Here is a 14156-nt window from a genome sequence, read left to right on the forward strand (position 1 = left end):
ATGCAGGAGGGGTTTGCCCGCATCCATAAGAAGAAGGCTCGGCGCTGTCCGCCGTAGTGGGTGCCGCCCCGGTTTGCCCGCACTCATGGGAAAAAGACGGGGAAAAGGTGGGCTGCACGTATGCGCGGGAAGAAGAGGGAGAAGGGATGCGGGGGGAGAGGGAAGCCCTTCTGAAGAAGGGTTGTCCCTCTCCCCCCACGCCTCCCTCTCCCTTCCCAAGACTTTCGACTGGTGGGGAGGCCACGCAAGAGCTTTCCCGGTTGGGGCAGGAAGATGCAGGAGGGGTTTGCCCGCATCCATAAGAAGAAGGCTCGGCGCTGTCCGCCGTAGTGGGTGCCGCCCCGGTTTGCCCGCACGCATGGGAAAAAGCCGGGGAAAGGGTGGGCTGCACGTATGCGCGGGAAGAAGAGGGGGAAGGGGTGGTTTGTCCGTGCTCAAGGGAGGAAGACGGGGAGGTTCCGTATGATGCGTCATTGCCGCGGCGTTTCCCATTGGAAAGGCAATCCGCGAACAACGGGCGCAGGGCTTCCACTGCGGGCCCGACAAGAGCGGCGAGCCTAGGCCATACGTCTTCGGCATTGTTTGCAAATCCGGGTTGGTAGGGGATTTCCGCGAGCACGGGGACGCCGCGTTCCCGGCCCATGCGGGCGAGGGTTTCGGCATTGTCGCGCAGCAGCCTGCGTTCATTTCCGACATCAGGATCGGGGCCGGAACCCGGATCGCATACCGTTTCCGGGAGCGGGCGGTTGAGGATCATCCCGCACACGCGCAGGCCATGCGATTGCAGCACGTCGAGCGAAAGCAGGGCATGGTTGATGCAGCCGAGCTTGTTCCCCACAACGAGCAGGATCGGAAAATCGATCTCCCGCATGAAGTCGAGCATGGTTTCGCGGTCATTCAGCGGCACGTAAATCCCGCCCGCGCCTTCAATCAGCAAAAACGCCCCGTCCGGCGCCTTCCGCTCCAGCTTGCCCCGCAGCCCGGAAACCGTGAGCGGACGCCCCGCAAGCCGTGCCGCCAAATGCGGCGAGCACGCGGGTTCGTAGGTTTCCAGCACAATCCCGCCGCCTCCCGCCGCCTCGTAACAGGCCACATCGGGAGCGACGAGGGCGGAAGAACGCGAAGAAGAAGAAGAAGAAGAAGAAGAAGAAGAAGAAGAAGAAGGCCCTTCCAACAAAGCGCCCACGCCTCCTATGCCTGCGTTCCCCCCGCCCTTCCCACGCTCAGGAATGGAATCACCTTCGCAGCCGCAGGCACAGCCTTCCTGCCCCGCCCGCACGGAATCACCTTTTACGCCGCAACCACAGGCACAGTCTCCCTGCCGCACCTGCAAGGCCCCCCCGCCCGCCGGGAAAGCCCCGATCAAAGCGCACTCACCCGCGCCATGCGGCATGGACTCCCCACCCGCCGGAAAAGCCCCCTCATGGGGTGCGGCCTCCCCACCAGCCGAAAGTCTTGGGAGGGAGGTGGGGGGTACGGGGGGAGGAGGGCAACCTTTCTCCAGAAAGGTTCCCTCCTCCCCCCGCTTCTCTTCTCCCCCCCGCATGACGCACCCCGTCTGCACGGGCTTTACGGCGGCGGCGGGCACCCCGGCGAGCATCAGGGCGCGCAGAAGCGCGGCGGTAACGGTGGTCTTCCCCGCGTCGGTATCCGTCCCGGTGATGAAAAGCCCCCTCATGACCGCACCTCCCGAAGCCCCAATACCTCATACATCTCGGCATCGTCACAGAAGGCACAGCCCTTGGTGGTCAGGTAATTGCCGGTCATCACGCCGTTGGCTCCGGCGGCGAAAACCCACGACTGCCACTGGCCGAACGTCTTGGAACGCCCGCCGCAGATGAGCACGTCCCGTTCCGGGTGCAGAAGCCGCATGAGCGCCACTACCCGCAGCGCCTCGGAAGGCGGCAGGAGGGGGGAATCCCCCAGCGGCGTGCCGGGGATGGGATTCAGAAAATTGAGCGGCAGGGAGTCCACGCCGAGATCGGCCAAGGTCTGGGAAAGCTCGATGCGCTGTTCCCACGTCTCGCCAAGGCCGAAGATGCCGCAGCTGCACACCCGGAACCCGGCGGCACGGGCCACGCGCACGGTTTCCAGATCCTGCCCGTAATCGTGGGTGGTACAGATCGAAGGGAAATGGCTCGCGGAAGTTTCGAGGTTATGATGATAGGACGTAAAACCCGCCTCGCGCAGCCGGGCGGCCCGCTCAGGCGTCAGCAGGCCGAGCGAGGCGCACAGGCCGATCTTCACTTCCCTGCCGATGCGCAGCGCCGATTCGCACAACGCATCGAAATCGCGATCGCTCGGAGCCGTGCCGCTGGTCACTATGCCGAAGCGGTCGACATTGTTGGCGGCGAGTTCCTCGGCGCGGCGCAGCAGCGTATCCGTGTCATAAAGGGGATACACGGGCGAATCCGTTTGATGATGCGCGGACTGGGCGCAGAAGGCGCAGTTTTCGGGGCAACGCCCGGACTTGGCGTTGATGATCCCGCAGGTGAACGCGGCGGCGGGCTTGCGGGCGGCGCGGGCCAGCCCCGCCACGGACAGGATGTCCAGCGTCGCGGATTCGGGAAGGCGGGCAAGCTCCAACGCCTCGGAAGGCGACAGAAGCGGATCGGCGCCGGACGTGATGCGTTCGGCGACGCGGGCAAGCAAAGCATACATGGAAAAAACGTCCTTACAAAAAGTGATACGGCCTTCGCTGTAAGCGGATAAGGAAACCCGGAAGGGAACCGGGGCGAAATTGGCAGGCTCGGCCCGCTCGGATGCCGAATCGGATGCCGAAAGGGTTTTCCTGAAAACCGGGCCCTCTCCAGATCTGGATTTCGGGGGAGAGCACGCCGAGGCCCTTGCCGTAAAAGGCGGCCTGAAATGCCCCCACGAATGCCGAACGGCGGATAACGGTGCCTAACCGTTGAACGGATACGGCATTTCCCGGCTCTGCGCAACTCCGGTGCGCCTCCCGGAAACAGGCCGGGTTCCGGCAAAACGATTGGGGAAACGTCCCCCTTCACAGGCGGCGGCTTTCGGGGTACTGTGCCCCCATGTCACATTTCCTTTATATATCGGACGTATTTTGTCCCTGGTGTTATGGTTTTGCCCCGGTTATGCGGCGGATTGCCTCCGAACATCCGGGCTGTCCCGTGCGTGTCCTGAGCGGCGATCTGGTGGAAAACCCGACCACCACCGGCGAGATGATGAAAAACCACCCGACCATGCGGGAATTTTTCGTCCGGCTCGCCAAAACCACGGGGCAGGCCGTCGGAGAGGATTTCCTGCGCCGTCTTGAACCGGGGCTTGATGATCTCCGCATGTTTTCCCCGGATATGGCCGTGCCGCTGGCGGCATTGAAAAAACTGGCGCCGGGACGCGAGCTTGAACAGATGGAGGCATTTCAGGCGGCCTTTTACGGCGAAGGCCTCGACGTGCTCTCCCCCGAAATCCAGATGCAAAGAGCGGGCGTGGACGGCGACGCCTTCATGCAGGCGCTGCAAGACCCCGGAGTGCAGGACGCCGCAGAAGCCGAACGGGAGGAGGCGCTCGATATACTGGGCGACTTTGTGGTGTATCCCACGCTCTTCCTTGAAACGGAAGACGGCGAGCGCCATGTGCTGGCGCGCGGTTACGCCGACTATGCCGTTGTAGCCGCCAAACTTGCCTCCGTACTCGACGGAGGGGCGGACGCCCCGGAGACGCGCCCCGCCAACGCATGCGGCCTCGACGGGCATTGCGATATTTCAGCGTAAAAGGGAAAGGCCGATAGGAAGTTATAAAAGGCTCTGTCATAGCACATGGTTGTTTTGTCTCGGCAATATGCTGAAAAATATATGCTTTTTCTCCAATTTCCCGCTGGCGGGCTCCATGACTAGGGGATTTTATTGGTTATCCCTTTGGAATTTCAAGAGATAAAGCATCAGCCGTTTTCTATGACACAGCCTTATAAAAAGGCCGCGCCACAGAAAATGGCTGATGGTTTATTCCTTGGAGTTCCAGAGGGACAGCCGCTGAAAGGATCCAGCCATGAAATCCCCCGGCGGAAAGGCTGGAGAAAAGGGTTGCAGCTTCACCATGCTGTGAAGATTAACCATATCCTGATGGCGGCACCTTATCCCCCGGCCCCGCAAGGCTCCGCCTGCGGGGGAGGCCGTGCGTCAGGAGCCCCTTTCAGCCACGCGGGGCATCCCCTCTCCTTATCTGGCAGGGAAACCTTTTCCCGCTGTCCCAATCCAAGCCCAAGAACCCGCCCGAAACGTTTGTCTGGGCGGGTTTCCATTTGGCTTTGTTATAGTTTGTGGTTGTTTTATCTTCACAGTGCGGTGAAAATACAGCCTTTTTATCCGGTTTTCCCCTTGGCGGGAGCCACGGCCAAGGCATTTTTCAGGTTATCCATTTGGAATTTCAAGGAAAAAAGCATCAACCATTTTCTATAACACAGCCTTCCATTTTCTGGCTATCCCAAAACCGGCAAAAAGGATTCGCCGGATCCGAAAGCCTTGGAAAAGGAAAGCGTGGGTGCCGGATGTGCGGGGGTGGCTCGTGATTCCGGGGAAGTGCCGGCCGGGATGAGCGGACGCCAGACGTGCGTTTTTTGGGGAGGGGAAGCCTTCTGCAGCCTCCCCGATGCTGCATTGCCATCAATGCCCCCTAAAGTTCGTGATGCCCGTTTGAGGGGCGCGGAAAGCCTCAGGTACGGACAGGACAAAATAACATCCTGATATTCCTCACGCCTCCCAGCCCCCTTGAAGCCACCGGGCAGGTAGGTTAGAAGGGGGCTTCACAAAGCAGGCCGGGACAGCGGCGCAGGCGCGCCCTGCTCTCCCGGAAAAGCGTGGCGGAAGCCGCCGGCCCTGCCGAAGACCCAAAACCGCCGGGCCCAGTGCCCCGCCGTAACCACCGCAACTGTTTCAGGTGCCCGAATCTTTCGGGATAATTGGGAAGTTCGTAAAAACGACGCTGACACCGCAACCGTGAGAGGGGATGAACCCGCAACAGCCACTGTGGACGCCGTTCATGGGAAGGCGCGGGCAAAGGAGATCCTCAAGCCGGGAAACCAGCCTGAAAGCCATATGGTACGGACGCCGCCGCGCGTTCCGTCCGATCCACGATGATTGGATCAAGGAGTTGCCATGAAAAAATGTTTCGTCATGGTTCTGTTGTGCTGCCTGCTGGCCGCCGGAACCGCCTTTGCCAAGACGGGCACCCTGCTCGTCGCCTTCGGAACTTCGATGGACAGCGCAAGGCCCGCAATCGACGACATTGAAAAGGCCTACCAAAAAGCCGCCGGGAAAGAACCCGTGCTTCTGGCCTTCACCTCTGACATCATCCGCAATAAGCTGGCGAAGGAAGGCAAACCCGTCCTTTCCGTCAACGCCGCGATGAACAAGCTCGCCGCGCAGGGCGTGACCGATCTCAAGATCCAGTCCCTGCACATCGCCCCCGCCGAAGAATACAACCAGCTCGAACGCATGGTCGTCAAAAACATCACCAAGAATCCCGGCGTGTTCAAGACCGTCAAGGTAGGCTATCCCCTCCTCGTCTCTGAAAAGGATCTCGACGACGTCATCAAGGTGGTGCTCGCTTCCCTGCCCAAGGATCGCAAGCCCGGCGACGCCGTGGTGCTCATGGGCCACGGCAACGACCGCGGCCCCGGCGACTTGACCCTCGCCGCCGCTGCCGCCGCCTTCCACAAGGCCGATCCCCATGTTTGGCTCGCCACGGTCGAAGGCGCCAACAGCTTCGACAACGTCCTGCCCGAACTCAAGGCTTCCGGCGCCAAGCGCGTCTGGCTCCAGCCCTTCATGATCGTTGCGGGCGACCACGCCAACAATGACCTCGCCGGGCCGGAAGAAGATTCTTGGGCCTCCCGCATCAAGGCCGCAGGCATGACCCCCATGCCCAACCTCAAGGGCCTTGGACAGCTCAAGGGCATTCAGGACATCTTCCTCAGCCACACCCAGAATGCCGTTGTCGATCTCGCCAACACGAAGAAGGCGGATTAAGCGAGGACGGAATAGCGAAAGAATCGGAGGGGGAAGGGGAACCCTTCTGGAGAAGGGTTTCCCCTTTCCCCTCCCAAGACTCTCGGCCTTATCGAGTCCCTTTTCGCGGTTTTTCCTGTGACCCCGAAAAACGGCCTGTGGTACGGCATCGCCCTCTGCCCCTGATCCTTCAAAGGCAACGACAAAAAATCACCATTTTGCAAAAAACAAAACAGCATCCCCCTCCTCCATGACGAAAACCTTTGAAGAAGGAGGGGGAAGCCTTTCCTTCCCCTGAAAACACCAACCCGCTATAAGGATTTCACATGAAACCGGGAAAACTGTACGGCGTGGGCATCGGCCCCGGCGACCCTCGGTACCTGACCCTCCGGGCGGCGGACGTCCTGCGCTCGGTGGACGTAATCTTTACCGTCATCTCCCAAAACGCATCGAGCAGCGTTTCCCGGTCCGTGGTCGAATCCCTCGAACCGCGCGGAGAAATCCATCTCCAGACATTCAGCATGTCGCGTGACAAGGCCGTACGCGCCGCGCAGGTGCAGGCCAACGCCGACGCCATCATTGCGGAACTGAAAGCGGGCCGGGACTGTGCCTTCGCCACGCTCGGCGACGCCATGACCTACAGCACTTTCGGCTATGTTCTGGAAATCATACGTGAAGCCATCCCCGGCGTGGAATGGGAGATCGTCCCCGGCATCACCTCCTTCGCCACCCTGACGGCGAAAGCCGGAACGGTGCTTGTGGAAAACGGCGAACAGCTCAGGGTCATCCCCTCCTTTAAGCCGGAAATGGCTGAAACGCTGGATTTCCCCAAAGGCTCCACCACGATTCTCCTCAAGACCTACCGCAGCCGCAAGGCGCTGGTGGAACGCCTCCGGCGCGAGGAAAACGTGGAAATCCTGTACGGCGAACATCTGGCAATGGAAGGGCAGGCCCTCCTGACCGATCTGGACGCCATTGCCGACCGCCCGGAAGAATATCTGTCGCTCATCATGGTCAAAAAGCAATGAAACGCGGACGCCGTCCCCTTCCCCCTCCGTGGAGGCGTCCGAGCCGCGTCCTGTGGTTCGTTCTGGCCGTCATCGGGGCCTGCTGGCTCACGCTGCACATGCCGGAATCCCGCATGGCGCGCCACAAAGCGGAGCCCGCAGGCATCGACGCCCCCACAAGCCGGACGCACCGGCCCGCTCCCGCCAGCGAAACGATGGAAGCGGACGCGGGCGAAGCAAGCCTTGCGGTCCCCTCCGTCCCTCCGGCGGACGGCGCGGACGCCCCGGCCCCCCGCATGAAGCGGCACACGCCCCCCACCCCGGCGGGAAAAATCTTCGCCAAGATGAAAACCTTCGGGCGGCTGTTCGCCATCGTGGGCATCGCGGCCTTCCTCGGAGGGCTGATGGAGGCGCGGCGCTGGCATATGGCGCTGGCGCGGGTTATGGGCAAACTGGCGCGGATGGCCCGGCTTCCCGAAATCGTGGGCCTTGCGATGCCGACCGCGCTCTGCTCCAACGCGGCGGCCAACAGCATACTGGTCAGCAGCCATGCCGAAGGGCATATCCGCACCTCGGCGCTCATTGCGGGCGGCATGGCGAACAGCTATCTGGCCTACGTCTCGCACTCCATCCGGGTCATGTATCCGGTGCTCGGAGCCATCGGGCTTCCGGGGGCGCTCTACTTCGCGGCGCAGTTCTCCGGCGGGTTCATCGTCATTCTCGGCGTCCTGCTCTGGAACCGCTGGTATGTCTCCGGGCATGGGGATAGGCCCGTTTCCGGCTTCGCCCCTGCGGATGAAGCCCCGCTTGCGTGGCCTTCCGCCGTGGAAAAAGCCGCCGTCCGCTCGCTGACGCTGCTGTTCCGCATGGTGTGCATCACGGTTCCGCTGATGCTCTGCATCGAATGGCTGTTGAAGAACGGGGCGTTCAGTTTCTGGGAGCAGTATGTCCCTGATCAGGTGAACCGTTTTTTCCCTGCGGAACTGGTATCCGTGGTCGCCGCGCAGATGGGCGGGCTGGTGCAGTCTTCCGCGGTCGCCGCGAATCTCAGGGCCGAAGGGCTCATCGACAACGCGCAGATCCTGCTGGCCATGCTCGTCGGGAGCGCGGTGGGCAACCCCTTCCGCACTCTGCGGAGGAACCTCCCCTCGGCGCTTGGGATTTTCCCCGTGCCCGTCGCGTTTGCCATAGTGCTAGGCATGCAGCTCTCGCGCCTCGCCGTCACCCTCGTCGCCATCGCCGGGGTCATCGCGTTCATGCACTATGTGTTGTATTGAAATTGAAGTTGGAGGGGGAAGGGGAACCTTTCTGGAGAAAGGTTCCCCTTCCCCCTCCAAACCTCCCCCTTCCCCTCCCAAGACTTTCGACTGGTGGGGAGGCCGCGCGGAGGGAGTCCGTTCCGGCGTAAGGCATTGAAGAAAGTGTTTATGGAAAAAATCGTTCCAGTGAAAGACGTTGAAAAAGGGAGCTGGGGAAAAAATCTGTTCTGAGCAAAGCCTTAAAAAGGCTGTGAAAAGAATTCATTCCAGCGCGGGCTTTTAAAGAAAGGAACGGCAAAAGAAACCTGTTCCAACAAAAGGCGTTGAAGAAGGGAAATGCGAGGCCTGTCATATATTGGTTGTTTCATCTCCACAGTGAGGTGAAAAGACGGTCTTTTTCTCCAGTTTTCCCCTTGGCGGCTTCAGAGGTATCCTAATGGTGCTTCCTTTGAAATTTCGAGAAAGGCTGTGCCATAGAAAACGGTTGATACGTTATTTCTTGAAATTCCAAAGGAGTAACCAATAAAATCCCCCCAATCATGGAGCCATCAGCGAAATGGGATAAAAAAACAGGTAATTTCAATATATTATATATAAAAAATAACCAGATGCTATGACAGAGCCAAGAAAAAAGCATCAACCTACTCCTAGGTCGTGTCGTTATTTATATGTAACTATTTGAAATTATTAAAACAATATTTTCGTGGCTTAAAAATAGTTAAACAATTTCAATATATTATATCTAATTGACGACGCGACCCAATGACACGGCCACGAAAAAAACAGCGGCTGCGCGGCAATGAACGGGGCTTATTGAAGCCAGCGGCATACGAAAAAACAAAAGGTTCTGTTATAGTATGTGGTTGTTTCAACTTCACAGCGCGATGAAAAATAGAGCTTTTTCTCCAGCTTTTCCCCTTGGCGGGCTCCACGGCTAAGGCATTTTTCCGGTTATCCCTTTGGAGTTTAAAGGAAAAAAGCATCAACCATTTTCTATGACACAGCCAAACAAAACTGTTGTTGCCGGAGGCGGCATGAATATACGTTGGAATTTGAGCGGCATGGAAATCGAGCGGGAGAGCTTCCGCGTCATCGAGTCGGAATGTGATCTCCACAAGCGCATGCCCGCACCAGAATGGCGTGTGGCGCGCCGCCTGATCCACACCACGGCGGATATGTCCATCGCGGACACGCTGGTTTTCCGGTATGACGCCATCGGCTCAGGGCTGCGGGCGCTGCGGGCCGGTGCGCCGATATTCTGCGATTCCAAGATGATCCGCGCGGGGCTTTCCATCGAACGGTTGAGGAGGCTGAACCCCGGTTACGGCCCTGAAAGCCTGCACTGTCACATCAGCGATCAGGACGTCATCGAGCGCGCCAAGCTCGAAGGCCACACCCGCGCCCTGTGCAGCGCGGAGAAGGCACGGCCCATGCTTGACGGGGCCATCGTGCTCATCGGCAACGCGCCGCTGGCGCTGGCCCGCATTGCCCGGTATGCGCTTGAGGAAGGCGTGCGGCCCGCCCTTGTCGTCGGGATGCCCGTCGGATTCGTCAATGTGGTGGAGTCAAAGGAACTTCTCGCCCAATGTGACGTTCCCCAGATCGTCCTTGAAGGGCGGCGCGGCGGCAGCGCCCTTGCCGTCACCACGCTTCACGCCGTTATGGAGAGCGCGTAGGGGGAAACTTGGGGAGGGGAAGGGGAACCTTTCTGGAGAAAGGTTCCCCTTCCCCTCCCCAAACCCCTCCCTTTCCCCTCCCAAGACTTTCGTCTGGTGGGGAGGCTGCGCGAAAGGAGTTCGTTCCGGCAGAAAGCAGCCACCAATAAGGTAAGATAATAAATGAAATGAATTGAATAAAAAATCCGGTGTGCCACAGGAAATGGCTGATGTTTCTTTCTTGAAGTTCCAAAGGGACAACCAATAAAATGCCTCTGGCATCCCAAACGAAAAAACAGGATAAAACGACGGCATTTTCACCATATTGAAGTGAAACAACCGCATCCTATGACAGGGTTAAAAATTTCAAACGTGTCTTTTCAGAAGGACGATACAGCGGACGCTTGGCCGCATCCCGTAAAACCATAGTACAGGGATTCGATAAACGCGAAAGTCTTTGGAAAAGGAGAGGTGGGGCTGTGGAAGGAAAGGAAAAGTCTTTCTCCAGAAAGGGTTCCTTTCCCCTCCCAAGGCTTTCGTCTGGTGGGGAGGCTGCGCGAAAGGAGTTCGTTCCGGCAGGAAGCAACCACCAACAAGATAAGATAATAAATGAAACGAGTTGAATAAAAAATCCGGTGTGCCACAGGAAATGGCTGATGTTTCTTTCTTGAAGTTCCAAAGGGACAACCAATAAAATGCCTCTAGCATACCAAACAAAAAACAGAATAAAACGACGGCATTTTCACCATACTGCGGAAGTGAAACAACCGCATCCTATGACAGGACTAAAAATTTCAAACACGTCTTTTCAGAAAGACGATACAGCGGACACTTGGCAACATCCAGTAAAACCGTAGAACAGGGATTCGATAAACGCGAAAGTCTTTGGAAAAGGGGAGGTAGGGCTGTGAAAGAAAAGGAGAAATCTTTCTCCAGAAAGGGTTCCTTTCCCCTCCCAAGACTTTCGTCTGGTGGGGAGGCTGCGCAAAAGGAGTTCGTTCCGGCAGGAAGCAGCCACCAACAAGATAAGATAATAAATAAAAATGAATTGAATGAAAAAATCCGGCTGTGCCACAGGAAATGGTTGATGTTTCTTTCTTGAAGTTCCAAAGGGACAACCAATAAAATGCCTCTGGCATCCCAAACAAAAAACAGAATAAAACGATGGCATTTTCACTATACTGCGGAAATGAAACAGCCACATCCTATGACAGGGCTAAAAATTTCAAACGTTTCTTTTCAGAAAGACGATACAGCGGACGCTTGGCCGCATCCCGTAAAACCGTAGAACAGGGATTCGATAAACACGAAAGTCTTTGGAAAAGGAGAGGAGGGGGTCTGGGGGAGGGGAGGGAAAACCTTTCTCCAGAAAGGTTTTCCCTCCCCTCCCCCAGTTCGCACACCCCAACCCGATCCAACGCGCCATGAAACAGACCGAACAGAAAACTTTGCGCTGGGGCTACTCCACGGGCGCGTGCGCGGCGGCGGTGGCGACGGCGGCGTGGCTGCGGCTGACGCAGCCGGAAACGCCCCTGCCCGCTCTCCGAATGCTGTTCCTCGATGGCGGGGAACGCATACTCCCGCTGCTTGAGCCGGATGAGGGACACATGGCGGCCATCCGCAAGGACGGCGGCGACGACCCGGACTGCACGCACGGCGCGATCCTGTTCGGAAATATGCGGGAGTGCTCGGCTTCGGACGCACGGGAAGAAGACTATACGCTGAACGTAGGCGGCGGTACGGTCATCCTGCGCGGTGCGGCGGGCGTAGGGCTGTGTACCCGCCCCGGCCTGGACTGCGAACAAGGCAAATGGGCCATCAACACCGGCCCGCGCCGGATGATTGCGGAAAACCTGCGCCGCGCCGGGCTCGACGCCGGGTGCTGGCTGCTGGAAATCGGCGTGGAGAATGGGGAAGAGCTGGCGAAACATACCCTCAACCCGCTCCTCGGCGTTGTCGGCGGGATCTCGATCCTCGGAACGACCGGGCTCGTGCGTCCCTACAGCCACGAAGCCTATATCGAAACCGTACGGATTTGCGTAAAATCACACCATACGGCCCACGGGACGACAATGGTGTTCTGCACCGGCGGGCGCACGAAGTCCGGCGCGGAACGGCGGCTTCCCCACCTGCCTGAGACGGCGTTTGCCTGTATCGGGGACTTTATCGCGGAGAGCCTCGCCGCGGCCTGTGAATACGGGATGCGCGAAATCGCCGTGGCCTGCATGGCGGGGAAGTTGTGCAAATATGCGGCGGGTTTTGAGAACACCCATGCCCACAAGGTCAGTCAGGACATGGAATTGCTGCGTGCCGAGGTACGGAAGCACCTGCCGGGGGAAAAGGCCCTGCACGATGCGCTGGCGCACAGCGTTTCCGTGCGGGAAGCGCTTCTGTCCATCCCCGAAGCGGATCGGCCCGGCATCCTCCGGCGCCTCGCCCGCACCGCCCTCGGACAGTTCGCCCGCCGCTGCGGGGAAGGCGTCGCGCTGCGGCTGCTTGTCTTTGATTTTGAAGGGCACTTTTTATTTGAAGAAAAACGGGGCGGGCGGAAAGAGCCGGAGGGCAACGGAACGCCTTTATCGGGACAAGGCGAGCCTCCCCATGCCTCTTCTTCCTCCGAAGCGCCCGGAACAAAAGACGGGAGGCAGGCGGAACCTCCTGAACACAGCGGAATGATTGGCCTAACCTATTTTCTGGACGGCAAAAAGGACTGAGGCATTGCCTTTCCCAAGGACGCCGAAACGCCGGGGCTGAGGCGTCGGCAACGGAATGGTTTATCCCTAAACGGTTCATTCTTTCTGTAAAATGAAAAACAAGAATAAATTGATGGTCAACACCCTAAAGGATTGAAGGCTATGGGCGGCAACGGAATGGATACGGAAGCGGGACGCATTGATGTCGTATCGTGCGGCGTCGGCTTTCCCAAGGACGCCGAAACGCTGGGGCTGATCGGAGGGGCTGACGTGGTATTTGGCTCACGGGCGCTTCTGGGAGCCTGTCCTGTGGAGGCCCGTTTGACCCGAATCATCGGCGCGAAAGCCCGTGAGGATGCGGCGGATGCCCTCGCCTTGTGCCGGGCCGGGCGGCACGTCGTGGTATTGGCTTCAGGCGATGCGCTGTACCACGGGTTCGGGGGCACGCTTTCCGGCATGGCCCGCCCCGATGACGCCATCGTGCATCATCCCGGCATTACCGCTTTTCAGGCGCTGTTTCATCGGCTCGGCTTGCCGTGGCAGGACGCCCGCCTGTTCAGCGCACATTCCGGCGAAGCCTTGCCCGCCCGCGCCATTGCCGAAGCCCCGCTTTCCGTCGCCTATGCCGGAAGCCGCTACCCCGCCCATGCCATCGCGCAGGCAGTGCTCAAACTCCATCCCGCGTCCGCCGAACGCGCCGCCGTCATTGCCGAACGCCTCGGTTCGCCCAAGGAACACCTCGTTTCAGGCCCACTGGCGGATCTGGCCCGCACTGAATGCGGCCCTACGTCCATCCTGCTTCTGCTTCCGAACCATTGGGGCTACGCCCCCCATAGCGTCGCCCGCTTTGCCCTTGATGAGCACCCCGGCCCCCGCGAAGACGCCCCCGCAGCCCGCAGTATCCCGGCGCCGATACTCACCCTTGGGCTTCCTGAAGAAGACTATGAACGCGAAAACAACCTGATTACCGCCTCCGACGTGCGGGCGGTGATCCTGTCACGGCTGCGGCTTCCGGCATGGGGCACGCTGTGGGACATCGGGGCCGGAAGCGGTTCCGTGGGGTTGGAAGCCGCCGGGCTGCGGCCCAACCTCAACGTCGTCGGCATCGAACGCAAACCCGAACGCGGCGCAATCATCGAGCGTAACCGCGCCCGTATGGGCATCCCCAATTATACGCTCCACATCGGTGACGCCCTTGGGCTTATCCGCGCTTCGTCCATCGGCAGCCTGCCAAGTAGCACGCCCGGCCTTCCCCGGCCCAGCACCCCCGACGCCCCGTATAATGAAACTTCCGTGCGGGAGGCTGGGAACAGAGAACACCCCATGCCCGCCTACCCGTGCGGCGAAACGCCCAAGGCGTACAACCATAGAGCGAAATCCGACCCCTCCTCCGCGTGCGGTATTGTGGGCAGGAAAGAATGGACGGCCGCCATTTCCCCCGCCTCGTCCATCGGCAGCCTGCCAAGCGGCACGCCCGGCCTTCCCCGGCCCAACACCCACGACGCCCTGCATAATGAAACTTCCGTGCGGGAGGCTGGGAACAGGGAACATCCCATGCCCGCCTCTC

At 59.4% G+C, this 14156-nt stretch carries 11 protein-coding genes and 1 riboswitch; of the genes, 9 read left to right on the top strand and 2 right to left on the bottom strand.

Going from position 1 to position 14156, the window contains the following annotated elements; translation table 11 throughout:
* Positions 1 to 1678 (bottom strand): dethiobiotin synthase (gene bioD / locus ACZM8Y_RS15730; protein ID WP_489501877.1); only part of this gene is annotated, 1678 nt, incomplete at its 3' end.
* A complete protein-coding gene (gene bioB / locus ACZM8Y_RS15735; protein ID WP_482334342.1) occupies positions 1675 to 2661 on the bottom strand; it encodes a biotin synthase BioB in 987 nt (328 codons plus the stop codon). The genes bioD and bioB, both read right to left, overlap by 4 nt.
* A gap of 380 nt (positions 2662 to 3041) precedes the next feature.
* Here bioB and ACZM8Y_RS15740 point away from each other — a divergent pair, with 380 nt between their 5' ends.
* The 9 genes from ACZM8Y_RS15740 to ACZM8Y_RS15780 all read left to right on the top strand — a co-directional run.
* Entirely contained in the window at positions 3042 to 3743 is a 702-nt protein-coding gene (locus ACZM8Y_RS15740; RefSeq protein ID WP_482334340.1) for a DsbA family protein, read from the top strand.
* Between the two features lie 132 nt (positions 3744 to 3875).
* Entirely contained in the window at positions 3876 to 4427 is a 552-nt protein-coding gene (locus ACZM8Y_RS15745) for a hypothetical protein (RefSeq protein ID WP_482334338.1), read from the top strand.
* 459 nt (positions 4428 to 4886) lie between these two features.
* A riboswitch (cobalamin riboswitch) is annotated at positions 4887 to 5070 on the top strand.
* Positions 5071 to 5123: 53 nt separating this feature from the next.
* Entirely contained in the window at positions 5124 to 5996 is an 873-nt protein-coding gene (locus ACZM8Y_RS15750; protein ID WP_482334336.1) for a sirohydrochlorin cobaltochelatase, read from the top strand.
* A gap of 305 nt (positions 5997 to 6301) precedes the next feature.
* Positions 6302 to 7003 (top strand): precorrin-2 C(20)-methyltransferase, encoded by a 702-nt coding sequence (cobI, locus tag ACZM8Y_RS15755; protein ID WP_302554685.1) that lies wholly within the window; start codon positions 6302 to 6304, stop codon positions 7001 to 7003.
* On the top strand, positions 7000 to 8259 hold the full coding sequence (locus ACZM8Y_RS15760; RefSeq protein WP_482334334.1) for a hypothetical protein: 1260 nt from the start codon (positions 7000 to 7002) through the stop codon (positions 8257 to 8259). Before cobI ends, ACZM8Y_RS15760 begins: the two co-directional genes overlap by 4 nt.
* Positions 8260 to 9275: 1016 nt before the next feature.
* Entirely contained in the window at positions 9276 to 9917 is a 642-nt protein-coding gene (locus ACZM8Y_RS15765; RefSeq protein ID WP_482334904.1) for a precorrin-8X methylmutase, read from the top strand.
* A gap of 811 nt (positions 9918 to 10728) precedes the next feature.
* Positions 10729 to 10998, top strand: coding sequence for a hypothetical protein (locus tag ACZM8Y_RS15770; protein ID WP_489501878.1), 270 nt, complete (start codon positions 10729 to 10731; stop codon positions 10996 to 10998).
* Between the two features lie 322 nt (positions 10999 to 11320).
* Complete coding sequence (cbiD, locus tag ACZM8Y_RS15775) at positions 11321 to 12610, top strand: cobalt-precorrin-5B (C(1))-methyltransferase CbiD (RefSeq protein WP_482332893.1); 1290 nt, start codon at positions 11321 to 11323, stop codon at positions 12608 to 12610.
* 141 nt (positions 12611 to 12751) lie between these two features.
* On the top strand, positions 12752 to 14156 hold a 1405-nt coding region (locus ACZM8Y_RS15780), incomplete at its 3' end, for a bifunctional cobalt-precorrin-7 (C(5))-methyltransferase/cobalt-precorrin-6B (C(15))-methyltransferase (RefSeq protein ID WP_489501879.1).

Source organism: Bilophila sp. (genome assembly GCF_057864385.1).

Excerpts from the sequence above, each read along its gene's own strand:
- bioB (WP_482334342.1), bottom strand. The coding sequence starts at position 2,661 with ATGTATGCTTTGCTTGCCCGCGTCGCCGAACGCATCACGTCCGGCGCC.
- ACZM8Y_RS15740 (WP_482334340.1), top strand. The coding sequence starts at position 3,042 with ATGTCACATTTCCTTTATATATCGGACGTATTTTGTCCCTGGTGTTAT.
- ACZM8Y_RS15750 (WP_482334336.1), top strand. The coding sequence starts at position 5,124 with ATGAAAAAATGTTTCGTCATGGTTCTGTTGTGCTGCCTGCTGGCCGCC.
- cobI (WP_302554685.1), top strand. The coding sequence starts at position 6,302 with ATGAAACCGGGAAAACTGTACGGCGTGGGCATCGGCCCCGGCGACCCT.
- ACZM8Y_RS15760 (WP_482334334.1), top strand. The coding sequence starts at position 7,000 with ATGAAACGCGGACGCCGTCCCCTTCCCCCTCCGTGGAGGCGTCCGAGC.
- cbiD (WP_482332893.1), top strand. The coding sequence starts at position 11,321 with ATGAAACAGACCGAACAGAAAACTTTGCGCTGGGGCTACTCCACGGGC.
- ACZM8Y_RS15765 (WP_482334904.1), top strand. The coding sequence starts at position 9,276 with ATGAATATACGTTGGAATTTGAGCGGCATGGAAATCGAGCGGGAGAGC.